The organism is Streptococcus sp. IsoGale021, assembly GCF_031142795.1.
GTDB lineage: Bacteria > Bacillota > Bacilli > Lactobacillales > Streptococcaceae > Streptococcus > Streptococcus hominis.
Genome location: NZ_JAKZJH010000008.1, coordinates 37,645 through 64,536, shown reverse-complemented (window position 1 = coordinate 64,536; position 26,892 = coordinate 37,645). Strand labels below are relative to the sequence as shown.

Below are 26,892 nucleotides of genomic sequence, written 5' to 3'. Positions count from 1 at the left end.
TAAAGTAAGAAATTTTCTCCTAAAAATGATACAATTTGAATAGTTGATGAGCTCAATAAATAATAAAACGGAGGTGGATCATGATGAAGTTTATACTGAATGAAAGTCTCGCAATGCTTGGGATTAAAAATGTGGTTATTGGCATCGCTAAAAATGTAGATCCACGTGCACCTTTACCTGCTTCATTTTTGAAAAAGCAAAAAGAGATGGAAAAGTGGGCATTGAATTGCGATATCGATGAGGTGTCTGATACTCCAGTCATTCAAGGCTACAAGGATTTATTGCAAAGTGTCGGACGTAGTGTCAAGAAGAATCCTCCTACCGTTTTGGCGCTTATTCGGAATATTCGACATCGTGGATCCATCCCGAATATTAATAGTATTATTGATATTTATAATGTTGAATCTTTACATTCTTTATTAGCCATTGGTGGGCATGATTTGGATAAAATAGCGGGGCAAATTGAATTTACGGTTAGTCAAAAAGAAGATGTTTTTCTACCGATTTTATCTACGGAAAAACACGTTTCACAGACTGATTATGTTTATCGTGATCAAAAAGGAATTTTAGCATGGCTAGATGTTCGTGACGGAGAAAACTATAAATTTGATGACGAGACAAAGAATGCTATTTTTATCATTCAAGGAAATGCTTATACATCTGTGGAAATGCGTTTAGAAGCACTGGAGCGCATTGAGAACGATTTGGCAGAATGTATGCCGAATCTGGATTTTGAAACGTATGTCATTCACCCAGAGGGGAAATAACCTAAAAAGCAATGCATCCATCAATAGGATACGAGAAGTGAGTCCGTTGTTTGAAAGCATTTGGAATACAATCACATTTTTTAGTAAAAGATTTGTTTGAAAATTCTTTACTTTTTATGAAGATATAGTATAATTAGAATATATCATACTTTTCGGAGGTAACTATGAAAAAAAGTAAAATCATCGCAGTTGCGGGGCTAGCTCTTTTAACGTCTGGTCTTTTAGCTGCTTGCTCGGGTTCGAAATCGAGCTCAGCTGAAACAAAATTTGGTTATGTGTATTCTAGTGATCCAGAAACTTTGGATTATGTAACATCAGGAAAAGCAACCACTAGCGATCTTGTGACAAATGGAGTTGACGGATTGTTAGAAAATGACAAATATGGAAATCTTGTACCATCAATGGCTAAGTCATGGACTGTATCAAAAGATGGTTTAACCTATACTTATAAACTTCGTAAGGGTGCCAAATGGTACACATCAGAAGGGGAAGAATACGCAGAAGTTAAAGCGCAAGACTTTGTAACTGGTTTGAAACATGCTGCCGATAAAAAATCTGAGGCGCTTTATTTGGTTCAAAACTCAATTAAAGGTTTAGATGCTTACGTGAATGGTCAAACAAAAGACTTTTCAACGGTAGGTGTGAAAGCAGTTGATGATTATACTGTTCAGTATACATTGAACAAGCCAGAACCATATTGGAATTCTAAGACAACCTCTGCCATTATGTGGCCAATCAATGCCGAATTTTTGAAATCTAAAGGAAATAAATTTGGCCAATCAACAGACCCTAACTCAATCCTTTATAATGGACCATTCTTGATGAAAGCTATCACAGCAAAATCTGCGGTAGAATATGTTAAAAACAAACATTATTGGGATAAAGATAAAGTAAATGTTGATAGCATCAAGTTGGCTTATTATGATGGTCAAGACCAAGATTCATTAGCACGTAACTTTAAAGATGGTGCTTATACGTATGCACGTCTCTTCCCAGCAAGTTCAAACTTTTCAACTTTTGAAAAGGACTTCAAAGACAATATCTATACATCAGAAGCTGGTGCAGGAACAGCAGTTTTAGGACTTAATATTGACCGTCAAACGTACAACCACACTGCTAAAAAAACAGATGAAGAAAAAAATTCAACGAAAAAAGCATTGTTGAATAAAGACTTCCGTCAAGCGCTGAACTTTGCGCTTGACCGCGACTCTTACGCTGCACAAGTCAATGGTAAAGAAGGCGCTGCTAAAGCAATCCGCAATATGTTTGTACCGTCTGACTTTGTCCAAGTTGGAGAAAAATCATTTAGCGATGTTGTAGAAGAAAAATTAGCTAGCTATGGTGATGACTGGAAGGGTGTCAAATTAGCAGATTCACAAAACGGTTTGTACAATCCAGACAAAGCAAAAGCGAAATTTGCAAAAGCAAAAGAAGCATTGCAAGCTCAAGGTGTGCAATTCCCAATCCACATAGATGTTCCTGTAATTGAAACTTCTAAAAACTTTGTTGCTCGTATGCAATCTATGAAACAATCTATTGAAAAAGTGCTTGGCAAAGAAAATGTTGTCATGGACTTGAATATGATGTCAGAAGATGATGTAATGAACATCACTTATTATGCTCCGAATGCAGCTAGCGAAGATTGGGATCTCTCAGGTATCGTTGGTTGGACTCCTGACTATCAAGACCCATCTACTTATCTTGACATTTTGAAATCAACATCTTCTGATAATACGAAAACTTGGTTTGGATTTGACTCTGGTAGTGAAAATGCTGGTGCTAAAGCAGTTGGCTTGGACGAATATAATAAATTAGTCGATGAAGCAGGTGCAGAAACAACAGACATTGCAAAACGTTATGAAAAATATGCAGCAGCACAAGCTTGGTTAACAGACAGTTCACTTGTCTTACCAACAATGGCTTCAACAGGTGCCGGAACTTTTGTGTCACGCATTCAACCGTTCTCAGGTGCATTTGCGCAAACAGGTAGTAAAGGTAGCTCAACCTACTTCAAATACATTAAAGTCGGTAACGATACTGTCACTAAGAAAGACTATGAAGCAGCTAAGAAGAAATGGCAAAAAGAAAAAGCCGAGTCTAATAAAAAAGCTCAAGATAAATTAGCTGATCATGTAAAATAATACAACCTATAAAAGCAGGTGAAACTCACTAAAAGGTGAGGAAAACCTGTTTTTTTCTATCTATAAAATTGTAAGGTTAATATAATTCCTTTGATACTAGGTCTGAAAAATATGTCATAAAATTTAGAAAATTCTATTTACTTTTCACTTTTTGTGTGCTAGAATGTATAGAAATAATGGTTTGGGGAGGAATATTCATGAAAAAAAGTAAAATTATTACCCTTGCAGCGCTAGCCTTGCTTGCAACAGGAACTTTAGCAGCTTGTTCTAGCTCTAAAACAAGCTCTGGGAATAAAACATTCTCATATGTTTATGAGCAGGATCCAGATAATTTGAACTATTTGACAACTGGGAAAGCAGCTACTGCAAATCTTACCAGCAATGTTATTGACGGACTCTTGGAAAATGACCGTTATGGAAATCTAGTTCCTTCTGTGGCGAAGGATTGGACCGTCTCTAAAGATGGCTTGACTTATACTTATACACTTCGTAAGGGTGTGAAATGGTACACATCAGAAGGCGAAGAGTATGCAGAAGTTAAGGCACAAGACTTTGTAACGGGCTTAAAATATGCTGCAGACAATAAATCTGATGCTATTTACTTGGTGCAAGATTCTGTTAAAGGCTTGGATGCTTACATGAAAGGTGAAAATAAAGATTTCTCTTCTGTCGGTATCAAAGCAGTCGATGATTACACGGTTCAATACACTCTTAATCGACCAGAAAGTTTTTGGAACTCAAAAACAACAATGGGTGTTCTAGCACCAGTTAATGCAGAATTTTTGAAATCAAAAGGCAATAAATTTGCACAAGCAACAGATCCATCTAGTCTTCTTTATAATGGACCATACTTGCTAAAATCTATCACAGCAAAATCATCTGTCGAATTTGCGAAAAATCCAAACTATTGGGATAAGAAAAATGTGCACATTGATAACATCAAGTTGTCTTACTATGATGGTCAAGATCAGGACAAACTTGCTAAAGGATTTAGCGATGGTTCATTTACTAATGCCAAAGTATTTCCAACAAGTCCAAGTTATGCTTCTGTCAGCAAGAAATACAAAGATAACATCGTTTATACTCCGCAAGATGCAACGACTTACCTAGTAGCTACAAACATTGACCGTCAATCTTACAAACATACTTCAAAGACAACAGATGTTCAAAAGACTTCTACTAAGAAAGCTTTGCTAAACAAGGATTTCCGTCAAGCGATTACCTTTGCATTTGACCGCACAGCTTATGCATCACAGGTGAATGGTAAAGACGGTGCGACGAAGATGCTCCGTAATCTCTTTGTACCGCCAACATTTGTTCAAACAGATGACAAGAGCTTTGGAGAATTGGTCAAAGAAAAATTAGTTGGTTATGATGAAAGTTGGAAAGATGTCAACTTAAATGATGCGCAAGATGGTCTTTACAATCCAACTAAAGCTAAAGAAAAATTAGCGAAAGCGAAAGCAGCGCTTCAAGCAGACGGTGTTCAATTCCCAATCCACATTGATATGCCAGTTGACCAAACAGCAACTAATAAAGTTCAACGTGTGCAATCATTGAAACAATCGATTGAAAAAAATCTTGGGAAAGAAAATGTTGTGATTGATATTCAACAAATGTCTAAAGACGACGTGAATAATATCACTTACTTTGCCGAATCCGCAGCTGCAGAAGATTGGGACCTTTCTGATAATGTCGGTTGGAGTCCAGACTTCCAAGACCCATCTACTTATCTTGATGTCATCAAACCTTCAAGTGGTGAAAACACTAAGACTTATCTAGGATTTGATGCAGGTACGAATAACGCTGCAGCAGCACAAGTTGGTATGAACGAATATGAAAAGTTGTTGAATGAAGCTGAAAAAGAAACCACTAATACGAATGCACGCTATGAAAAATATGCTGCAGCCCAAGCTTGGTTGACTGATAATGCTTTGGTTATTCCGACAACAACCTTGACTGGTCGTCCAATTCTTTCTCGTACAGTGCCATTTACTAATCCATTTGCTTGGTCAGGAAACAAAGGGAATAGTGAAATCATTCTATATAAATATCTTGAACTCCAAGATGAGCCTGTGACTCAAAATCAATACAAGAAAGCAATGGAAAAATGGAATAAAAAGCGCACAGAATCTAATAAAAAGGCTCAAGAAGAACTTGCAGATCATGTTAAATAATTGAAAAAAATTAGATAAAATTTAACAGAAAAACAAAAAAAGTTCAATTATGATAAAAATATTCTGACAATTGATTTTACAATTAACCAGAATTGTGATATAATTTTAAACAATCAGTTTAAAAATTGAAGGTATTCTAAAATTGAAAATAGGTATTTGTCGTGACGCGTGGCATTTCTCTATCAGTTCCTTCGGTCTTGGCTGACAGGTTATGTTTAATAACTTAACCATAGTTATTAAAGTGGAATATCTGATGTGACTCATGCTGAATCATTAAAATACAAAAAGAATTAGCAGATCATGTAAAATAAACTTCTCATCAGAACTTTCTCTAACAGGAGGGAAAGTTCTTTTGGGATTTTAAAGGAAACGGTAAATGAAGAAATATATTTTTATGCGTATCTTACGCTCTTTAGTATCTATTTTCATGGTAACAACGCTGACTTACACCATTATCTATACCATGGTGCCTAGGAAGTTGATTTTCAAACAGGACCCAAACTATAACAAAATAGCGACAACTCCTGATAAAAAAGCCAATTACGAAAATACGATTTTTGAGCGTATGGGTTACATTGACTACTATGATACGAAGGAATTACAAGAAAAAGCTAGTAAAGAGAATTCCTCTGTAACAGTAGAACCTACTAATGCAAATAAAAAAATCTATGAAGCTTACATCAAAAAGCTGGGACGCGGTTGGAAATTGCAGCAATTTAAAGAAAGCAAGCAATTTTATGCAACTCGTGAAGTTCCAGTCTATGAACGCGTTCTTGGTTTCTATGGTAATTTGATTCAAATTGACCATACAGGTGCTGTGAAAGATGCTTCTAATCCGAATTTGAAGCGTTATATTCGCATTGAAAATGATCCTGCTATTGGTTGGTCTGTTGTTGGTTCTGGAACGAGACATAAATATTTATTGTACTTCAATAGTCAGTTTCCATTTATCCACCAAAATTTTGTAAGATTAAATCTAGGAACTTCTTATCCGACCTATGCTAATCTTCCTGTTTTACAGGTTATTTCACAAGGGCAAGGTCAAACGAAGACATCAGAAGTTCAATTTCCAACAGGAAAGAAAACATCATCTGTTAATATTTATACGCGTACATACAAGTCTCCAAAACAAGCCGATGCACGCGATGTTGCTAATTACGGAAAAGATGATCCTTATACGGCGACAGAGAGCAATTATCAATATCCATCTATGATTGTGAGCTCTTCTATTGTTGGGTTGATTGGTTTGGCCTTGTCATACTTAATCGCCGTTCCACTTGGATCTTATATGGCTCGCTTTAAGAATACATTGTTTGATAGTATTTCAACCGGTGCTTTGACTTTCTTAATGTCACTGCCAACTATTGCCTTGGTTTATATCATTCGGTTGATTGGCTCAGCAATTGGTTTGCCTGATTCATTCCCTATTTTGGGAGCAGGTGATTGGCGCTCTTATGTGCTGCCGGCAGTTATTCTTGGACTCTTGAGTGCGCCTTGGACAGCAGTGTGGATTCGCCGTTATATGATTGACTTGCAATCACAAGATTTTGTTCGTTTTGCACGTGCAAAAGGTCTTTCTGAAAAAGAAATTTCTAATAAACATATTTTCAAAAATGCCATGGTGCCACTTGTATCCAGCATTCCAAACTCAGTTATTGGGGTTATTACAGGTGCAACTTTGACTGAAACAGTCTTTGCTTTCCCTGGTATGGGTAAGATGTTGATTGACTCTGTTAAAGCTTCAAATAATTCTATGGTCGTTGGTCTTGTCTTTATCTTTACTTGTCTTTCTATCTTCGCTCTTCTATTGGGTGATATTCTGATGACAGTACTTGACCCACGTATTAAATTAACATCAAAAGGAGGTAAATAATGGCTACAATTGATAAGACTAAGTTCCAATTTGTCAAACGCGATGATTTTGCCTCTGAAACAATTGATGCTCCAGCCTATTCTTACTGGAAATCAGTTATGCGTCAGTTCCTAAAAAAGAAATCAACAGTTATCATGTTGGGAATTTTGGTCGCTATTATTTTGATGAGTTTCATTTATCCGATTTTCTCAGATTTTGACTTTAACGATGTCAGCAAGGTGAATGATTTCGGTGCGCGTTATATTAAACCAAACGGTCAATATTGGTTTGGTACAGATAGCAACGGGAAATCTCTTTTTGACGGAGTATGGTTTGGAGCTCGTAACTCCATCCTCATTTCTGTCATTGCAACCGTGATTAACTTAGTTATTGGTATTGTGATTGGCGGTATCTGGGGAATTTCAAAAACCGTTGACCGTATCATGATGGAAGTGTATAATATCATTTCTAACATCCCTTCTCTCTTGATTGTCATTGTCTTGACTTATTCAATTGGTGCTGGTTTCTGGAACTTGATTTTTGCTATGACCATCACAGGTTGGGTTGGGATTGCTTATACGATTCGTATCCAAATCATGCGTTATCGCGACTTGGAATATAACCTTGCCAGCCGAACTTTGGGTACGCCAACACTGAAAATCATCGTGAAAAACATCATGCCACAATTGGTTTCTGTTATTGTGACCACGGCTTCGCAACTGCTTCCAAGTTTCATTTCTTATGAAGCGTTTCTATCGTTCTTTGGTTTAGGGCTTCCTGTCACAGTACCAAGTTTGGGACGGTTAATTTCAGATTATTCACAAAACGTGACAACAAATGCGTATCTTTTCTGGATTCCATTGACAACCTTGATTTTGGTTTCTCTTTCATTGTTCGTTGTCGGTCAAAACTTAGCGGACGCTAGTGATCCACGTACACATAGATAGGAGTAAATATGACACAAGAAAAAAATGTAATATTGACTGCTCGCGATATTGTCGTGGAATTTGACGTTCGTGATAAAGTCTTAACAGCCATTCGTGGTGTTTCGCTTGACCTTATCGAAGGTGAGGTTCTTGCACTTGTAGGAGAATCTGGTTCTGGTAAGTCTGTCTTGACAAAGACATTTACAGGAATGTTAGAGGAAAATGGTCGAGTTGCTCAAGGAACGATTGATTACCGTGGACAAGATTTGACAAAATTGAAGTCTAATAAAGATTGGGAACCTATACGCGGTGTTAAAATTGCAACAATCTTCCAAGATCCGATGACGAGTTTGGACCCTATTAACACAATTGGTAGCCAAATTACAGAAGTGATTATCAAGCATCAAAAGAAAACGCCAAAAGAAGCAAAAGAAATGGCTGTTGACTATATGAATAAGGTCGGCATTCCTGATGCTGAAAAGCGTTTTAATGAATACCCATTCCAATATTCAGGAGGAATGCGTCAACGGATTGTTATTGCTATTGCGCTTGCTTGTCGACCTGATATCCTTATCTGTGATGAACCAACGACAGCGCTTGACGTTACGATTCAGGCACAAATCATTGATTTGTTGAAATCTTTGCAGCAAGAATATGAATTTACAACTATTTTTATCACCCACGACCTTGGAGTGGTAGCAAGTATTGCAGATAAGGTTGCGGTTATGTATGCTGGTGAAATCGTAGAGTATGGAACAGTAGAAGAAGTCTTTTACGATCCACGTCACCCTTACACTTGGAGTTTGTTATCTAGTCTACCTCAGTTGGCAGATGATAAGGGTGAGTTGTATTCAATCCCTGGAACGCCGCCATCTCTTTATTCACAATTGCAAGGAGATGCATTTGCCTTGCGTTCAGATTATGCTATGGAAATTGATTTTGAAGAGAAGCCACCTCAAATCTATGTAACGGATACCCACTGGGCAAAAACATGGTTGTTACATGAGAATGCTCCAAAAGTGAATAAGCCAGCTGTTATTGATGATTTACACGAAAAAATTAGCTCAAAAATGGGCTTTGCCCATTTAGACGCCTAGGAGGAAGGAAATGCCTGAAAAATTAGTAGAAGTTAAAGATTTGGAAATTTCTTTCGGTGAGGGAAGCAAGAAATTTGTTGCTGTTAAAAATGCTAATTTCTTTATCAATAAAGGAGAAACGTTTTCACTTGTAGGAGAATCTGGTTCTGGTAAAACGACAATTGGTCGTGCGATTATTGGTTTAAATGATACGAGTCATGGAGAGATTTTCTTTGAAGGGAAAAAAATCAATGGCAAAAAATCAAAAGAAGAAGAGTCAGAAATCATTCGTAAAATTCAAATGATTTTCCAAGACCCTGCTGCTAGTTTGAATGAACGTGCGACAGTTGATTATATCATTTCGGAAGGCTTGTATAATTTCCATTTATTTAAAGATGAAGAAGAACGCAAGAAAAAAGTGAAAGATATTATTCATGAAGTTGGATTGTTATCAGAGCATTTAACACGTTACCCGCATGAATTTTCTGGTGGTCAACGTCAGCGGATTGGGATTGCCCGTGCGCTTGTTATGGAACCAGATTTTGTCATTGCAGATGAGCCGATTTCAGCTTTGGACGTGTCTGTGCGGGCACAAGTTTTAAACCTACTGAAAAAATTCCAAAAAGAATTAGGTTTGACTTATCTCTTTATTGCTCACGATTTATCGGTTGTACGCTTCATTTCAGATCGTATTGCGGTTATTTATAAGGGTGTGATTGTCGAAGTAGCTGAAACAGAAGAACTCTTTAACAATCCAATTCATCCTTATACTCAGTCTTTATTGTCAGCTGTGCCAATTCCAGATCCAATCTTGGAACGGAAGAAAGTGTTGAAAGTCTATGATGCTAATCAGCATGATTATTCAACGGATAAGCCAGAAATGGTCGAAATTCGTCCTGGACACTTTGTGTGGGCTAATAAAGCAGAAGTTGAAAAATATAAAAAAGAATTATAACATCATTCTTTGACTTTGAGAGAATTTTAAAAATCACTTTAGAGGTTATCTAGAGTGATTTTTGAATTCATGTTATCTTTTTCTGGACGATTCTATTTTAAACTGTACTATACTAGATATGATAGAAAAGAGGAGTAATGGAATGTATCAATTGATTGCGTTTGATATGGATGGAACACTTTTGACTAGTAAAAAAACGATTGCCAAAAGCAGCGTTGAAGCGATTGGGAGAGCTCAAGATGCTGGTAAACAAGTTGTACTTTCAACAGGACGCTCTTTGTCAGAACTGCTTCCTTATGGAGATGATTTGCGCGGGATTCGCTATGCTATTCTTGCAAGTGGTGCATTGATTTATGATTTGGAGGCTAAATGCGTTTTAGCTAAGCAAACCTTGCCTGCTATAGCAGTGGATAAGGTGAAGGCGATAGCAGAAGCTCAAGATTTGATGCTGGTTTGTATGATTGACGGACAAGGCTATCTTCAAAAATCACATTTTGAGAATATTGCTAACTTTTATATGGAAATTTATACTGAACTTTATGATAAAACAGCTATCTTGGTGGATAACATTTACGATTTGTTAGCTAAGGAGAGAGAGCATTTTGACAAAATCAATATTTATCACTTTACGGCAAGGGATCGAGATCAATCGTATGAAACTTTATTGTCTGAAAAGATAACGATGATAAAAGCTGAAGTAAGTGGTCTTGAACTAACAGCGCAAGGAGTTGAAAAGGGGCAGGGTTTAGCTCACCTTGCTCAAAAATTAAATCTTCCTATGGAGCAAATCATTGCTGTTGGGGATGCTGACAATGATGAAAGCATGATTCGCGAAGCAGGTTTTGGTGTTGCTATGGGAAATGCCAATGAGAATATCAAAGGTTTGGCAGATATTATTGTGGCAGATAACGACCACGGTGGCTGTGCGCAGGCTATTGATGATGTGCTTCTGGCAGATAAAATATAAGAACAACGAATAAACACTAACCCCCACTTAAGATTTCTCAATACTTAAGTGGGGGTTTAACTATCTCACAGTATTAAATACTCTTTCCTGAAGAGAGGTGGACGGGAAGAAAGTAGCCGGTTGTCACAACTTCTTCACCAGCAATTTTTCGAAGCAACAAATCTACCAGTAAACAAGCTATATCTTTCAATGGTTGCTGTATAGTGGCTAGTTGGGGATAGTAGTTTTCTACAAAATAAGTTCCGTCGTAGCCAATGACTTTTAGCTCCTCTGGAATTTTGATTTCCAATTCTTGAGCGACTTTCATGATTAAAATGGCTGTCAAATCATCTGAAGCAAAAATGGCATCAGGTTTTCTATGTTTTAAAATATTTTTGATTTCCATTTCTTTGCGAATAGGAGAGAAGTCACTTGATACATTGATAATTGGTGCATCAGGTAGAATGGAAGCAAAACCTGCATGGCGGAGACCTGTCGGGGAGTTTGAATTATCATTTCCGGTAATCATAATGATATTTTGGGCACCGGATTTGACCAAGGTTTCTGCAGCCAAGACACCACCAGCATAGTTGTCCGAAGATACAACAGGAATGGAAGGGGATAAGTTGCGGTCAAAAGAGATAATGGGAGCTGTTACACGGTCATAATCAGAGATGCCTAAGTTGTGGCTACCTGAGATAATGCCATCCACTTGATTGGCTTCTAGCATCTCCAGATACTCTTTTTCCTTACTTGAATTGTGCTCGCTATTGCAGATGATTGTCTTGTAGCCTCTTTTGAATAACTCATGCTCTAATTTGTCAATGAGTTCGGCATAAAAAATGTGACTGATATTTGGGAAAATCAATCCAATCAGTTTAGCGGATTTTCCTTGTAAGCTACGAGCGAGATTATTGGGCTTGTATCCCAACTCGCGCATGGCCTCATTGACTTTTGTAATCGTTTTTTCTGAGAGGTAGCCTTTTTTGTTAATTACACGAGATACAGTGGTTGGGCTGACTCCAGCAATTTTTGCAACATCAGTTAACTTCGCGACCATAATCTAATTCATAGTAAGTTCCAGTTGGATTTCCCTCGTTGATAAAAATACCGTTTTGGTTTTCATGAGGGAAAACGCGACCTGAAAATACCTTTTCTCCTTTGTTAATAAAAATTTCAAAAACTGACTTATCAATGAAGATAGTAGCAGTTGTAGCTTGGTTTTCAATCGTACAACTACGAACAGTACCAAATTCAAGAGCGTATTGCTCACCGGCTTGACTACGGTCAACTGTTACTTGACCATTTTTGATGTCAAAGCGAATGCGTAACCCCTTATGCTCTTGATCTGCAAAGAGGACGATTTCAGCTTGTGAATCAGCTGTAAATTCTAGTTCTAATTCATAGCAGTTCTTTGTTTGCGCTTGGTTAGCAAACGTTTGGATATTATCTGTGCGTAAGGATGTGATAGCTGGGACAGGGTATTGATAGAGTTTACCGTCTTTTAGGGTTAATTCTTTGACCAAAGAGAATGTTCCTTGGTGGTCGAAACGGTCAGATGGATAAGCGATATCTGGCAAACCCAGCCAGCTGACAGCTAAGGCACGGCCATCTGGAGCATTGAAAGCTTGAGTGGCGTAGCATTCAAATCCATAATCTAAATTTTGCAGAGGACTAGGTTCAACAATTGCTACTTTCTTTGTGTCAAACGATTGACCTATTTTATACATATTTGGATAAATATTGTCATAAGGGACAATTTCTTTTGATAAACCTTGAGGACAGTAGAGCAAAACAGGCTTCTCATCAATAAAGACAAGATTTGGGCACTCCATCATGTAGGCGGTGTTATCATTTTCAAAGTGTAAATTACCGACTTCTTCCCAGTTTGTATAATCGTTGTCAACCGCTTTATAAAGCTTGATATAGCCTTTTTTGTCAAGGTTTTGTCCCCCAACAATGGCATAAAATTGTCCGTGGTAGTTAAAAATCTGAGGATCACGGAAATGATCTGTAGTGTCCTGAGGCTGTTCAATCAAGATCTTGTTTAGTTTTTGAATATGTCCGTCTTTGTCCAGCAAAGCGCCGATTTGGTAAGGGTGACGAACCCAATTCTCATCACGGACATTCCCAGTATAGAATAGGAAAAGTTTGTCGTCAAACTGCATAGCAGAGCCAGAGTAAGCACCGTGACTGTCTAATGGGGTGTCTGGCAGAACACGAACACCGGTTTCTGTGAAGTGTACGAGGTCATTACTTTCCAGTTGTACCCAGGACTTGAGCCCATGAGTTGCACCAAATGGAAAATTTTGATAGAAGGCAATCCATTTTCCGTCAAAATAGGAAAAACCATTTGGGTCATTCAGCAGTCCCGTATCAGGCTCTACGTGGTAGGTAGCACGCCAAGGTGATGTAGCGATTTTATTTTTTATCTGTTGGATTTCGTTTTCAGTCCATTGTTCATAGCGTTTGTAGCGTTGTTCGGTTGTCCAAGCCAATCTTTTGTCCTCCGAGATAGTTTTCTTACTTATATAGTAAACGTTTTCTCTGAAAAAATCAACTTTTTAATAGAAAAAAATTAAATTTCTGCAAAACGCTTGACATATTTTGAAATCATGTTAAAATAATAGTCGTAGGAGCGATTAAATCGCTTTCATAAATTTTAATTATTTTCAATAAGGAGATGCAAATGGAAAATAAGGACATTGCAAAAGCAGTCATTGAGGCCATTGGCGGACGTGACAATGTAAGTAGTGTTGCTCACTGTGCGACCCGTCTGCGTGTCATGGTCAAAGATGAAGCTAAGATTGATAAAGACAGAGTTGAGAATCTTGAAAAGGTTCAGGGAGCTTTCTTTAACTCAGGTCAATATCAAATTATCTTTGGTACTGGTACAGTGAATAAAATCTATGATGAAGTGGTAGCACTTGGTTTGCCTACGTCTTCAACTGGTGAACAAAAAGCAGAAGCAGCTAAAAAGGGGAATTGGTTCCAACGTGCCGTTCGTACATTTGGTGACGTATTTGTGCCAATCCTGCCAGCAATCGTAGCAACAGGTCTCTTCATGGGGATTCGTGGTGCGATTAATAACGATACAATTCTTGGGTTATTTGGCACGACTTCAAAAGCATTCGCTGCATCAGACTTCTATACTTACACAGTTGTGTTGACAGATACAGCCTTTGCCTTCTTCCCGGCTTTGATTTCTTGGTCAGCTTTCCGTGTATTCGGTGGTAATCCAGTTATTGGTATTGTACTTGGTTTGATGTTGGTCAATACAGCTCTTCCAAATGCATGGGATGTAGCTTCTGGTGCTGCAAAGCCAATCATGTTCTTTGGTTTCATTCCAGTAGTTGGTTATCAAAACTCAGTATTGCCAGCCTTCTTCATTGGACTACTTGGTGCGAAACTTGAAAAATGGTTGCATAAGAAAATTCCAGATGTGCTTGATTTGCTCGTTGTGCCATTCTTGACCTTCCTTGTGATGTCAGTTCTTGGACTCTTTGTCATTGGTCCGATCTTCCACTCACTTGAAAATGTCATTCTTGCTGCAACAAAAGCTATTCTTGCTTTGCCGTTTGGTTTAGCTGGTCTCATCCTTGGTGGTGTACATCAGCTTATCGTGGTAACCGGTGTTCACCATATCTTCAACTTATTAGAAGCGCAATTAATTGCAAATGAAGGAAAAGATGCCTTTAATGCGATCATCACAGCTGCTATGACTGCCCAAGCGGGTGCAACTCTTGCAGTTGGTGTAAAAACAAAATCTAAAAAACTAAAAGCTCTTGCATTCCCAGCTGCTCTCTCTGCAGGTCTTGGAATTACTGAACCAGCTATTTTCGGGGTAAACTTACGTTATGGTAAACCATTTGTACTTGGTCTTGTTGCCGGTGCTGCTGGTGGTTGGTTAGCTTCTATTCTTGGACTTGCTGGTACTGGATTTGGTATTACTATTATCCCAGGTACACTTCTCTATCTGAATGGGCAAGTTCTTCAATATATCTTCATGGTACTTGTAACTACTGGTCTTGGATTTGGTTTGACTTACGCATTTGGTTACAAAGATGCTGAAGAAGAAGTGACTGAAGCAAAAGAAGTAGTAGAAGCTAATGAAGCAGCTGCACCAGTCCTTTCTGATGAAACAATTGTTTCTCCAATCGTTGGTCAAGTGGTTGACTTGAAAGATGTCAATGATCCAGTGTTCTCAAGTGGTGCTATGGGACAAGGAATCGCAGTAAAACCTAGCGAAGGTGTTGTGTATGCTCCTGCGGATGCAGAAGTGACAATTGCATTTGCAACTGGTCACGCTTACGGCTTGAAAACGGCAAATGGTGCTGAAATCTTGATTCACGTAGGTATTGACACAGTTTCTATGAACGGTGACGGATTTGATCAAAAAGTTGCTCAAGGTGATAAGGTGAAAGCTGGCGATGTTCTTGGTACATTTGATGCTGCGAAAATTGCAGCCGCTGGTCTTGATGACACAACTATGGTGATTGTTACCAACACAGCTGATTATGCTTCTGTTACTCCTGTTGCAGAGGGTACAGTAGCGAAAGGCGATGCTGTGATTGAGCTAAAAGCCTAACCGTATAATGTGATAAGAGGCTGAGCAAAAAGGTTCAGCTTCTTCACTTTTGGTTAACAAAACACATTAACACAGCGGTTTATTGTTTTCTTTGCTCGCTTCACGTCTCAAAGTTGTCAATCAACTGTGCGGGGTGGGAAACGAACTTTTTCCGGTTCTTTCCCACTCCCTTTTCTTTGAAAAAGAGAAGAAAAAGTAAGATTTTTACTCAGAAGTCATACGAGGATATGCTATAATGAATAGAGAAGAAAACAAAATTAAAAGAGGTTTTGAAATGACAAAATTGTATGGAAGCCTAGAAGCTGGTGGTACAAAATTTGTGTGTGCAGTTGGGGATGAAAAATTTGAAGTAGTTGAGAAAACACAATTTCCAACGACCACACCGATTGAAACGTTGGATAAGACGATTGCATTTTTCTCTCGTTTTGAGAATTTAGCCGGTCTTGCAGTTGGTTCTTTTGGACCGATTGATATTGACCCTAATTCAAAAACGTATGGTTTTATCACGACGACACCTAAACCACATTGGGCAAATGTTGATATTGTGGGAGCTTTGCGGCGTGCTTTAAATGTGCCGATTTACTTTACGACAGATGTCAATAGCTCTGCTTATGGTGAAGTGGTGGCGCGAAATAATGCAGGCGGACGCATTGAAAATCTAGTTTACTATACGATTGGGACGGGGATTGGAGCCGGTGCTATTCAACGTGGTGAATTTGTTGGTGGGACGGGTCATCCAGAAATGGGGCATTACTACGTTGCAAAACACCCAATGGATGTGGAAAAAGAATTTAATGGAGTGTGTCCATTCCATAATGGCTGTTTAGAGGGATTAGCTGCTGGACCTAGTTTAGAGGCCCGGACAGGCATTCGAGGTGAAAATATTGAACTAAACAGCTCTGTTTGGGATATTCAAGCCTATTATATTGCGCAAGCAGCAATTCAAGCGACAGTGACTTTCCGACCAGATGTGATTGTCTTTGGTGGAGGTGTTATGGCGCAACAGCACATGTTGGATCGCGTTCGTGAAAAGTTCACAGTTTTGTTGAATGGTTATTTGCCTGTTCCAGATGTACGTGATTACATTGTAACGCCAGCGGTTGCAGGAAATGGGTCAGCGACACTTGGAAACTTTGTCTTAGCTAAAAAAGTCAGCGAAAAAGCCAAAGGATAATTGAGTAATTGAGAGCAAGTGAGTGAATATTGAATAAGCTTGCTCTTTTTTTGATATAAGGAAGAAAATGATTAAACCAATTGTAAAAGATATGTTGGTTTTGTAGCAGAAAGCACAACCAGCAAGCAAAGAAGATGTCGGAATCGGGCAGGATTTGTTCGATACCTTAAGAGCGAACAAAGATAAGTGTGTCGGAATGGCCGCCAATATGATTGGAGTTCAAAAACGCATCATTATATTGATGTACGACGTGATTCCTATTGTTATGTTCAATCCTATTTTGAAAAGGAAGTCATCTCCTTACCGAGCGGAAGAGTCCTGTTTATCATTTGCGGGGAGTCGCTTGACAACTCGTTATAAGGAAATTACAGTTGAATATTTGGATCAACATTGGCGAAAGCAAACGCTGACTTTGAAAGATTTTCCTGCACAAATCTGCCAGCATGAACTGGATCATTTGGAAGGGATTTTGATTTAATGACCTGAAAACTCAGCTTTTATAGTACTGGGTTTTTAATTGGTCAAAAAAATAGTTCTCATAGGAACTTTTTTCTTGACATTCGTTTAAATTATAGTAAAATAGTTCTCATGGAAACCAATTGGTTCTCTAGAGAACTATTTGAAAGGAAGTCAAAATGGAAAAACCATTATTGGAATTCAAGCGATTTGGACGAAAAACACATCTAATGATTCAAAAAATTGCCAAAGAGCGAGGAATTGAATTTATGGCGGGTCCGCAGGGGCAGGTATTGCATTTTGTGAATCACCGCGAAGACTGTGATAAGATGACCTTTATTAAAGATATTGAGCAGGAGTTGGGCATTACTAAGTCCGTTGCCAGTAATTTAATGAAGCGGATGGTGAAGAATGGCTTGATTTATCTGGAAGTGAGTGAGACCGATAAACGCGCTAAGATTATTCGTTTAACGCCGGAATCAAAAGAGCGCATGAATAAAATTCGTGATTTTTTTGATGAAATGGATCGTTGCCTATTGACAGATATTTCAGAAGAAGATTTGGTTACTTTTTTTCAAGTGATGGGGAAATTTTACCAGAATATTGAAAAATTAGAAAAAGGAGAAGCGAATGTTTAAATTGTTTAAACGTTTAACTGTCAAAGAAGTAGGGATGATTGTCATCAGCATCTTGTTTACTTGTTTAACAGTTTATTTAGAATTAGAGGTTCCAACTTATATTTCAAAAATTACAGAACTCCTACAAACGAGGGGGACAGTAGTTTCTGATTTGTGGGATCCAGGTTTGAAAATGATTGGGCTGTCTTTTGCGAGCTTTCTTAGTGCTGTGACAGTTGGCTTTATTGCGGCTAGATTGGCGGCTAGCTTTACAACGAGTTTGCGGTCAGATATTTTCAATCGTGTGCTAGATTATTCAGACGCTGAGATTAAGCGATTCTCTATTCCGAGTCTTTTGACGCGGACAACCAACGATCTTACGCAAATTCAGCTCATGATTACCATGGGCTTGCAAGTTGTGACGCGTGGGCCAATCATGGCGATTTGGGCGATTACGAAAATCATTGGGAAATCAGAATACTGGCTCTGGGCAGTTATTGTGGCTGTGATTGTGAATGTTATCATGGCAACAGTCCTGTTGACACTTGCCTTTCCAAAGCAATCTGTTATTCAACGGTTGACTGATAAGTTGAACAGTATTACGCGTGAAAGTCTAACAGGGATTCGTGTTGTTCGGGCTTACAATGCTGAAGACTATCAAGATGACAAGTTTGCAGGAGCCAATGATGAAGTGACTCGTTTGAATCTCTTTGTCAGTCGTCTCATGGCAATTTTAAATCCAATTATGATGGGGATTTCGAGCGGATTGACTTTAGCGATTTATTGGATTGGGGCTTACTTGATTCAAGACGCAGCTTTACCAGAGCGATTGCCTATCTTTAGTGATATGGTAGTCTTTATGTCTTATGCCATGCAAGTGGTAATGGGCTTCATGCTCATGGCGGCTCTTTTTATCATTCTACCTCGTACCTTGGTGTCTGCTGGACGGATTAATGAAGTGCTTGATTTATATTCAACGATTGAGTCTCCAGAACACCCTAAAGAAGCTAAAGATATTAAAGGAGAAGTGGTATTTGACAATGTATCTTTCCGCTATGCTAAAAACTCTGAGGCTGTCATTGAGCATGTCAGCTTTACAGCAAAAGCAGGTGAAACCGTAGCTTTCATTGGTTCAACCGGTTCTGGGAAATCTACTCTAATTAGCTTAATTCCTCGTTTTTATGATGTGACAGAAGGAAGAATTTTAGTAGACGGCGTAAACGTCAAAGATTATCAGCTAGAAGATTTGCATAATAAAGTTGGCTACATTCCACAAAAAGCTGTCCTCTTCTCTGGTGATATAAAGAGTAATTTGGACTTTGGACAAAGCAATGAAAGTCCATTGGATGATGAAAAAATGTGGGCTGCGTTGGACTTGGCACAAGCGAAATCATTTGTTGAAGAAAAAGAAGACGGTTTGCAATCTGAAGTTGCACAAAGCGGAACCAATTTCTCTGGTGGTCAAAAGCAGCGGCTGGCAATTGCGCGTGCGCTTGCTCGCAAGCCTGAAATTTTGATTTTTGATGATTCATTTTCAGCGCTGGACTATAAGACAGACCGCATTTTGCGGGAAGAATTAGCGAAAAAAGTGAAGGACACAACCAGATTGATTGTGGCGCAGCGGATTTCAACGATTATGGATGCTGATCAGATTTTGGTACTGGATAAAGGAAAAGTAGTCGGTCAGGGTACTCATAAAGAATTGCTGGCAACGAACGCAGTTTACCAAGAAATTGCTTACTCACAATTATCAAAGGAGGAATTGGAAAATGGAAAATAAAAAATCATCTTTATTTAGCCAAGTGAAACCTTATCTCAAAGGTTTTCAGCTTCCATTGCTCATTGCATTTGTGGGAGCGGCAGTGTCTAGTATTATTACAGTTTATGGACCGGACAAATTAAAAGAAATTACCAACCTTATCACAGAGGGAATGCGAAGTCAGATTGATTTGAAAGCAATCTCCAACATTGCTCTTTTCCTAGCGATTTTGTATGCAGCAGGTGCTTTGTTAAATTACGTTCAATCTTTTATCATTTCATCTGTTATTCAGCATTTCTCCAAGCGTTTGCGGACTGCTATTGCTGAAAAAATCAATAAATTGCCTCTGCGCTATTTTGACAGCCATTCCCAAGGGGACACTCTTTCACGGGTTACCAATGACGTGGATACAGTCGGACAATCTCTGAACCAAAGTTTAGGAACGGTGATTTCATCAAGTTTGCTTCTCGTTGCGGTTCTCTTTATGATGTTTTACAATAATGTCGTTCTCTCCTTTGTAACGATTGGCTCAGTCTTGATTGGCTTTGTCTTTGTTGCTTTGATTATGGGCAAATCTCAACGATTTTTCCGAGCACAACAAGAAAATCTTGCCAGCGTCAATGGCTATGTAGAAGAAATGTACTCTGGTCACAATGTCATTGTCAGCTACAATGCCGCAGAGGAATCTAAAGCAGCCTTTCAAACGCTCAATACGAATCTTTACAACAGCATGTGGAAATCCCAATTTATTTCAGGAATTATGATGCCGCTTATGATGTTTGTGGGGAACTTCGGTTACGTTATGGTTGTTTTGGTTGGAGCGAGCATGGCCTTGAATGGCGATGTCACTATGGGAACGATTGTTGCCTTTATGGTGTATGTACGGACTTTCTCTCAACCGTTGTCACAAATTGCGCAAGGGATTACCACTCTTCAACAAGCTAGCGCTGCTATGGGACGCGTGTTTGAATTTTTAGCAGAGCCTGAAATGGAAAATGATGAACACAAAGCGCAACAACTTACGACCCTAAAAGGAGATGTTGCCTTTGATAAGGTATTCTTTGGTTACAATCCAGATCGAACGATTATTCATGATTTTTCTGCCAATGCAAAAGCAGGGCAAAAGATTGCCATTGTCGGTCCGACCGGTGCTGGGAAGACGACGATCGTCAATTTGCTGATGAAATTTTATGAGATTGATAAGGGTCGCATTACGATTGACGGTGTTGATACGAAGCAAATGAAACGTTCTGAGGTACACGATGCCTTCTCCATGGTTCTTCAAGAGACTTGGTTATTTGAGGGAACGATTAAGGAAAATTTGATTTACAATCAGAAAAATATTTCTGACGAAGCAGTTGTGGCAGCTGCCAAAGCTGTTGGGGTTCATCATTTCATCAAGACTTTGCCAAAAGGATATGATACGGTGCTGGACGATACTGTGAGCCTCTCTGTTGGGCAAAAGCAATTGCTGACCATTGCGCGTGCCCTTCTTAAGGATGCTCCATTGCTTATCTTGGACGAAGCGACTTCATCTGTTGATACACGGACGGAAGAGCTGATTCAAAAAGCGATGGATAAACTAATGGAAGGACGGACTTCCTTTGTCATTGCTCACCGTTTGTCAACGATTCGTAATGCTGACTTAATTTTGGTTATGCGAGATGGCAATATCATTGAACAAGGCAATCATGAACAATTGATGGAACAAAACGGCTTCTATGCTGATCTTTACAATAGTCAATTTGATGAAGACGCAGAATATGCGTAAAGGAAATGACAAACGATAAATTGCAATAGGGACTCTTTCTAGTCAAAATTTGACCGGAAAGAGTTTTTTGTTATTAAATTTTTTGAAAAAGTATAATCTTTATATATAAAAGACTAGACATTTAACAAAACTGTGCTATACTAATATCAATGATAGGTAATTCGTTAATAAAAAATTACCTAATATACAATATTTTAAGGAGAATTTTCATGGCAAAAGCGTTAATTATCTGTGCGGCAGGGATGTCTTCCTCTCTTATGGCAAAAAAGACAACTGAATACCTTCAAGGTCAAGGACAAGACATTACCGTTGAAGCAATTGGTGCAACAGAAGGAAATAAAGTGATTGAATCTGCAGCGTTTGATCTTTATTTAATTAGTCCTCAAACAAGAATGTATTTCAAACAATTTGCTGACCTCGGTGAAAGAGTTGGACGCCCAGTTGTTCAAATTCCGCCTCAAGCCTATGTGCCTATCCCAACAGGGGTCGCAGCCTTAGCCAAAGTGGTAACGGACAATCTATAAAGAGGGTTTTATGAATACAGAAGAATTACAAGTAGCAGCGTTTGAAATCATTCTTCATAGTGGAACGGCGCGTGCAACAGTACACGAAGCATTTGCAGCGATGCGTCTTGGTCACTACGATGAAGCCTCTCAAAAATTGGAAGCTGCGAATACAGAGTTGGTTGAAGCGCATCACGCGCAAACGAAATTGTTGCAAGATTATGCAAGTGGTGTTGAGATTAAGATCGAGATTATCATGGTTCATGCACAAGACCATTTGATGACAACGATGACATTACGTGAAGTGGCATTAGAAATGCTTGAATTATATAAAAAGCTAGAAGAAAAATAATTTATTGCTAAACCTCCTAAGAATAAACTTATAACATTTGTGCAAACTAGTTACATGTTATAGGTTTATTTTTTATTTTTAAGATAACTCAAACTCCCCAAGGGTTCCGATACCTTGGGGAGTTTTGCTAAATTCAATCTTCAAAACCGTTTTTGTCAGACAGTTCTTTAAAGAAATAACCCGATTTTTTAATCGTTCGTTTACCTTGTTGGTCTAGGTCAACGGCAATAAGTCCATAGCGATTTTTATAGGCATTGCACCAGGACCAATTGTCCATACAGGTCCAGAGATGATAACCAAGGCAGTTAGCTCCTTCGTTAATCGCTTGATGAAGGTAACGGAGATGATCTTTGATAAAGTAAATACGGTAATCATCCTCGATTTGATCATTGGCATTGATATAGCGCTCCTCACCTTCAACGCCCATACCATTTTCTGAGATGTAGCAAGGAATATTACCGTAGTTATCACGAACGTTAATCATAATATCGTAAATCCCTTTTTCATAGATTTCCCAACCGCGATAAGGGTTCATTTTTTTATTCGGCATATCGTAGTAGTCAAAGAAATCATCTGGCATAGGATTCTGCGGATCCTTACCGGCAGGATTTTCTTTTGCTTTAACCCGACGTGGCTGGTAATAATTGACACCAAGCAAATCAATGGTGTTTTCTTTAATAGTCTGCAAATCCTTACTTGTGTGTTCTGGCACCATGTCTAATTCCTTAATAAGGGCAATCAAGTCAGCCGGATATTCGCCCTTGATAGCAGGATCTAAGAAAGAGCGGTTAAAGAAAGCATCCGCAATCTGAGCAGCTTTGACATCTTCGGGATTGTTTTCATCACGCGGATAGCTTGGAGTTAAGTTAAGGATGATCCCGATTTTTCCGTCTTGGTTTTCATGATAGGCTTTGACAGCTAAGCTACTGGCGAGCATTTCATAAAAAGCCACTTGAACAGCGTGTTTCATGTTGACTTCGTTAGGATAATGGAAGTTATAGAGGTAGCCACCTTCAACAGGGACAATCGGCTCGTTATGGGTAAACCAATATTTGACACGGTCTCCAAATAACTCAAAGCAGGTTTTTGCGAAATTTACATAAGCATCAACCGTTTCCCGATTGAGCCAACCGCCTTTTTCTTGCAGTGCCATTGGCATGTCAAAATGGTACAAGTTGATAAATGGCTCAATACCATTTGCAATCAGTTCATCAATGAATGAGTTGTAAAAATCCACAGCTTTGGGATTAACAGCACCAACGCCTTCAGGGATTAGGCGACTCCATTGGATAGAAGTGCGGAAAGAATTATGCCCTGTTGCTTTCATCAATTGCACATCTTCTTTGTAATACTGATAATTATAAGAAGCTTTATCTGGGCCAATATGATTGAAGAATTTTTCGGGCTCTTTATCGTACCAATAGTCCCAGATATTCTCTCCCTTTCCGTCCCCCTCAAAACGCCCTTCTGTTTGCGGACCGCTGGAAGCAGTCCCCCAGAAAAATCCCTTTGGAAATGTTAGAAATGTCATATATTTTCTCCTTTAAAAAATTCTCTATAATATAATTCTATACTTTTTTTAGAAAAAAGTCAATCTTTTATTAAAAAAGTATAGACATTTTACAAAAAATATAGTATAGTTAGAGTATCAAAAAAAGAAAAAGAGGGAAGATTGATGAACAAGTTTCTAGATCAAATCGGTGATAAGTTGTTGCCATTGGCAAACAAGCTCGCTTCCAATCGTTATTTGGCTGTTTTACGGGATGCTTTTATGCTCTCCTTTCCATTAACGATGTTTGGCTCAATCGTAGTAGTATTTAACAATTTGCCATTTTTTAATGATGCAACGAAAGCAACTTTATCTAATCTGTTTGGTAGCGGTCAAAGTGCAACAATGTCTATTATGACAGTGTTTGTAACGTTTGGTATTGGCTATTATTTATCAAAATCTTATGATGTAGAGGGAATCTTTGGAGGAGCCGTTTCCTTTTCTAGTTTTCTTCTCTTGACACCTTTTTATACCATGTCAGAAAAAGGTGAAAAAATTTCAGGCGTATTGAGTTTAGACCGTTTAGGGGCTAAAGGGATGTTCCTTGGCATGCTGGTTGCATTTTTGGCGGCGGAAATCTACTGCTGGGCAACGAAAAAAGGTTGGCAGATTAAAATGCCAGACAGCGTTCCGCCTGCAGTAGCCAAGTCGTTTGCGGCTTTGATTCCTGCCGTATTGACTCTTTCCATATTCTTGTTTGTCAATGCTAGTTTGACAGGATTTTTCAATGCAAATCTTCATGATATTATTTATAAGGTTATTCAAACGCCGCTGGTTGGCTTGGGAAGTAGTATCTGGGCAACTTTAGTGGCAATCTTCTTTGTTCAATTTTTATGGTTCTTTGGACTTCATGGACAAATTCTTGTTAATTCTGTCATGGATCCAATTTGGAATACATTGATGTTGGATAACTTAGAGGCTTATCAGGCTGGCAAGCATTTGCCACACATTATTTCCAAATCATTTATGGAAACATTTACTGTTGGTTTAGGTGGTTCTGGGATGACGCTAGCTGTAGTTATCATTATGGCTTTTATTCTGAAAAAGAAAATGTATAAGGACGTTGGACGACTTGCTCTTGGCGCGGGGCTATTCAATGTCAATGAACCAGTTATCTTTGGCTTGCCAATCGTTTTGAATGCGACTATTCTGATTCCATGGGTTTTAGCACCGATTGTTGTGACTGCGTTTAACTATACTGTGATGGCAGTAGGAATTGTTCCAGCTCCAACAGGAGTGGCAGTTCCTTGGACAGTACCCGTATTCTTTAGCGGAATGCTAGCAACCAATTCCATTTTAGGTGGTGTCCTTCAGTTAGTGGATATGGTGATTGTTGGATTTATCTGGTATCCATTCCTTCGTATGCTGGACAAACAACCTGATTCTGTATTATAATGAGATGAAAGACAGATTTGCAGGAGCTATCTTATGCCTAAATACGAAGAAATAGCAAATATACTTCGAGATAGAATTGCAAGTGGAGTCTACCCAGTAGACTCCATGTTGCCTATTCAGTCCGAATTATCAAAAGAATTTGGCGTCAGCCGAATGACCATCAAAAAAGCCGTTGAGATTTTAACCATTGAAGGACTCATTTTTTCTAAACAAGGAAATGGAACGAGAGTGTTAAATTCCTCCTTTTGGGATAAAGAAGATTCAAAATTTCGCTTGAATAACTACAATGGCTTGAGTCAAGATTTAAAAAATGATGAGCGAAAATTAACGAGCCAGATTATTCAATTTGCAGTTGAATTTCCAGAAGCTGATCTTGCAGAGCGCCTGCAAGTGGAAGTAACGGCACCAGTTTATAAAATTATACGATTGCGTCTGCTTGATGAGCAACCTTATGTGTTGGAACACACTTATATGCCGTGTGACTTGGTACCAAGATTGAATGAGGAGATTTTGCTTCAGTCTATTTATGCTTATTTATGGGATGAATTAAACTTAAAATTTGCCGGGAGTTATCGCCATATCACAGCTGAAAAGCCAGATGAATATGACAAAACCTATTTAGCTTGCCAAGAGACAGACCCGATTTTGCAGGTGGAGCAAGTTGTTTATCTGGAAAATGGACGTCCGATTGAATATTCGAGAAGTCGCAATCGCTTTGACACGAGAGGATATTCTCTTTTAGATGTTAAAAATATTTAAGTCATTATTTGTACAATGAAAAGGAGGAAATGATGTCAGAACCATTATTTTTACAATCTGTTATGCAGGAAAAAATTTGGGGCGGAACGAAACTACGAGACGAATTTGGCTATGAAATTCCCAGCGACAAAGTAGGCGAATACTGGGCGATTTCGGCTCACCCGCATGGTGTATCAACGATCAAAAACGGTCGTTTTGCTGGTACGGGCTTAGATCAGCTCTATGCAGAGCATCGAGAGTTATTTGGTAACAGCAGTGAGCCTGTTTTTCCGCTTTTAACCAAAATTTTGGACGCTAATGATTGGTTGAGTGTTCAGGTTCATCCAGATGATCATTATGCTATGGAGCACGAAGGAGAATTAGGAAAAACGGAGTGCTGGTATGTGATTGCTGCAGATGAAGGAGCAGAAATTATCTACGGGCACAATGCCAAATCACGAGAAGAATTACGCCAGCAGATTGAAAAGAAAGAATGGGACAAGCTCTTAACCAAAGTGCCAGTCAAGGCTGGAGATTTCTTCTATGTTCCAAGTGGTACTATGCACGCGATTGGCTCAGGTATTTTGATTTTAGAAACGCAACAGTCTAGCGACACTACCTATCGTGTCTACGACTTTGACCGAAAAGATGATGAAGGCAATCTGCGCGAGTTGCATTTGGAAAAATCCATTGATGTGCTCAATATCGGTGCACCAGCTAATAGCCGTCCAGTTACAGTGAAAGCGGATGATTTGACGTCGACGCTTCTAGTAGCTAGTGATTTCTTTGCCGTCTACAAATGGGAAGTATCAGGAAAAGTGGATATCGAGAAAACAGCTGCTTATTTACTAGTAAGTGTGCTAGCAGGGGGAGGTGTGCTGACCGTAGATGGAGAAACGTATCCAATCGCAAAAGGAGACCATTTTATCCTGCCAAGCGATGTGGAAGCATGGACTTTTGATGGACAAGACCTTGAAATGATTGTTAGTCATCCGTAATAGCTTTTATAGAACATCAGAGGTTGAGGAAAAGTCCTTGACCTCTTTTATCATAAGGTAAAGCATTATGGCGTAGTTCTCTACTGTTCTACAGATTTTTAAAGGTATCTATGAAACAATCCTATCTGTACAATCCTTATATTTTTGCAGGA

The 26,892-nt window shown here is 38.8% G+C and carries 21 protein-coding genes and 1 pseudogene; 19 read left to right on the top strand and 3 right to left on the bottom strand.

Going from position 1 to position 26,892, the window contains the following annotated elements:
• Positions 1 to 80 precede the first annotated feature (80 nt).
• The 8 genes from RG565_RS06895 (at position 81) to RG565_RS06860 (ending at position 10,861) form a co-directional block, all read left to right on the top strand.
• Entirely contained in the window at positions 81 to 767 is a 687-nt protein-coding gene (locus RG565_RS06895) for a B3/4 domain-containing protein (RefSeq protein WP_247937061.1), read from the top strand.
• 164 nt (positions 768 to 931) lie between these two features.
• Positions 932 to 2,908, top strand: coding sequence for a peptide ABC transporter substrate-binding protein (locus RG565_RS06890; protein ID WP_151380012.1), 1,977 nt, complete (start codon positions 932 to 934; stop codon positions 2,906 to 2,908).
• 197 nt (positions 2,909 to 3,105) lie between these two features.
• Entirely contained in the window at positions 3,106 to 5,085 is a 1,980-nt protein-coding gene (locus RG565_RS06885) for a peptide ABC transporter substrate-binding protein (RefSeq protein ID WP_247937062.1), read from the top strand.
• 376 nt (positions 5,086 to 5,461) lie between these two features.
• The gene (locus RG565_RS06880) at positions 5,462 to 6,958 is read left to right on the top strand and encodes an ABC transporter permease (protein WP_003026183.1); all 1,497 of its coding nucleotides are present in this window, start codon (positions 5,462 to 5,464) and stop codon (positions 6,956 to 6,958) included.
• Positions 6,958 to 7,884 carry an oligopeptide ABC transporter permease OppC gene (gene oppC, locus RG565_RS06875; protein ID WP_003026180.1) on the top strand — a complete coding sequence of 309 codons (927 nt, stop codon included), beginning with the start codon at positions 6,958 to 6,960 and terminating at the stop codon, positions 7,882 to 7,884. Before RG565_RS06880 ends, oppC begins: the two co-directional genes overlap by 1 nt.
• 8 nt (positions 7,885 to 7,892) lie before the next feature.
• Positions 7,893 to 8,960: an ABC transporter ATP-binding protein gene (locus RG565_RS06870; protein ID WP_049507327.1), complete on the top strand. Its 1,068-nt coding sequence runs from the start codon at positions 7,893 to 7,895 to the stop codon at positions 8,958 to 8,960.
• A 10-nt stretch (positions 8,961 to 8,970) separates the two neighbouring features.
• Positions 8,971 to 9,894 carry an ATP-binding cassette domain-containing protein gene (locus RG565_RS06865; protein ID WP_003026175.1) on the top strand — a complete coding sequence of 308 codons (924 nt, stop codon included), beginning with the start codon at positions 8,971 to 8,973 and terminating at the stop codon, positions 9,892 to 9,894.
• A gap of 142 nt (positions 9,895 to 10,036) precedes the next feature.
• Positions 10,037 to 10,861 (top strand): Cof-type HAD-IIB family hydrolase, encoded by an 825-nt coding sequence (locus RG565_RS06860; protein ID WP_247937063.1) that lies wholly within the window; start codon positions 10,037 to 10,039, stop codon positions 10,859 to 10,861.
• 73 nt (positions 10,862 to 10,934) lie between these two features.
• Here RG565_RS06860 and RG565_RS06855 read toward each other — a convergent pair whose 3' ends face one another.
• Complete coding sequence (locus RG565_RS06855; RefSeq protein WP_117644842.1) at positions 10,935 to 11,900, bottom strand: LacI family DNA-binding transcriptional regulator; 966 nt, start codon at positions 11,898 to 11,900, stop codon at positions 10,935 to 10,937.
• Positions 11,881 to 13,338, bottom strand: coding sequence for a sucrose-6-phosphate hydrolase (locus tag RG565_RS06850; RefSeq protein ID WP_247937064.1), 1,458 nt, complete (start codon positions 13,336 to 13,338; stop codon positions 11,881 to 11,883). The genes RG565_RS06855 and RG565_RS06850 overlap by 20 nt, the downstream gene beginning before the upstream one ends.
• A gap of 191 nt (positions 13,339 to 13,529) precedes the next feature.
• Here RG565_RS06850 and RG565_RS06845 point away from each other — a divergent pair, with 191 nt between their 5' ends.
• The 8 genes and pseudogenes from RG565_RS06845 (at position 13,530) to RG565_RS06810 (ending at position 22,060) form a co-directional block, all read left to right on the top strand.
• On the top strand, positions 13,530 to 15,428 hold the full coding sequence (locus tag RG565_RS06845; RefSeq protein ID WP_247937065.1) for a sucrose-specific PTS transporter subunit IIBC: 1,899 nt from the start codon (positions 13,530 to 13,532) through the stop codon (positions 15,426 to 15,428).
• Between the two features lie 274 nt (positions 15,429 to 15,702).
• A complete protein-coding gene (gene scrK, locus RG565_RS06840) occupies positions 15,703 to 16,602 on the top strand; it encodes a fructokinase ScrK (RefSeq protein ID WP_037582535.1) in 900 nt (299 codons plus the stop codon).
• 67 nt (positions 16,603 to 16,669) lie between these two features.
• Positions 16,670 to 17,080, top strand: a pseudogene (locus RG565_RS06835) (peptide deformylase).
• A gap of 157 nt (positions 17,081 to 17,237) precedes the next feature.
• The gene (locus RG565_RS06830; RefSeq protein ID WP_003031754.1) at positions 17,238 to 17,696 is read left to right on the top strand and encodes a MarR family winged helix-turn-helix transcriptional regulator; all 459 of its coding nucleotides are present in this window, start codon (positions 17,238 to 17,240) and stop codon (positions 17,694 to 17,696) included.
• Entirely contained in the window at positions 17,689 to 19,455 is a 1,767-nt protein-coding gene (locus RG565_RS06825; protein WP_247937066.1) for an ABC transporter ATP-binding protein, read from the top strand. Before RG565_RS06830 ends, RG565_RS06825 begins: the two co-directional genes overlap by 8 nt.
• A complete protein-coding gene (locus RG565_RS06820) occupies positions 19,445 to 21,205 on the top strand; it encodes an ABC transporter ATP-binding protein (protein WP_247937067.1) in 1,761 nt (586 codons plus the stop codon). Before RG565_RS06825 ends, RG565_RS06820 begins: the two co-directional genes overlap by 11 nt.
• A 209-nt stretch (positions 21,206 to 21,414) precedes the next feature.
• Positions 21,415 to 21,729 (top strand): PTS cellobiose transporter subunit IIB, encoded by a 315-nt coding sequence (locus RG565_RS06815; RefSeq protein ID WP_022525145.1) that lies wholly within the window; start codon positions 21,415 to 21,417, stop codon positions 21,727 to 21,729.
• A 10-nt stretch (positions 21,730 to 21,739) separates the two neighbouring features.
• A complete protein-coding gene (locus RG565_RS06810; protein ID WP_021002019.1) occupies positions 21,740 to 22,060 on the top strand; it encodes a PTS cellobiose transporter subunit IIA in 321 nt (106 codons plus the stop codon).
• Positions 22,061 to 22,193: 133 nt separating this feature from the next.
• Here the strand turns inward: RG565_RS06810 and RG565_RS06805 are convergent, their stop codons facing one another.
• On the bottom strand, positions 22,194 to 23,591 hold the full coding sequence (locus RG565_RS06805; RefSeq protein ID WP_247937068.1) for a glycoside hydrolase family 1 protein: 1,398 nt from the start codon (positions 23,589 to 23,591) through the stop codon (positions 22,194 to 22,196).
• Positions 23,592 to 23,735: 144 nt separating this feature from the next.
• Between RG565_RS06805 and celB the strand changes: the two genes are divergently transcribed.
• Genes celB through manA form a run of 3 tightly spaced genes read left to right on the top strand, consistent with a single transcriptional unit; the run spans position 23,736 to position 26,740 of the window.
• A complete protein-coding gene (celB, locus tag RG565_RS06800; protein ID WP_247937069.1) occupies positions 23,736 to 25,004 on the top strand; it encodes a PTS cellobiose transporter subunit IIC in 1,269 nt (422 codons plus the stop codon).
• Positions 25,005 to 25,037: 33 nt separating this feature from the next.
• The gene (locus RG565_RS06795) at positions 25,038 to 25,763 is read left to right on the top strand and encodes a GntR family transcriptional regulator (protein ID WP_106083060.1); all 726 of its coding nucleotides are present in this window, start codon (positions 25,038 to 25,040) and stop codon (positions 25,761 to 25,763) included.
• Positions 25,764 to 25,795: 32 nt separating this feature from the next.
• Positions 25,796 to 26,740 (top strand): mannose-6-phosphate isomerase, class I, encoded by a 945-nt coding sequence (gene manA, locus RG565_RS06790; RefSeq protein WP_247937112.1) that lies wholly within the window; start codon positions 25,796 to 25,798, stop codon positions 26,738 to 26,740.
• Positions 26,741 to 26,892 lie beyond the last annotated feature (152 nt).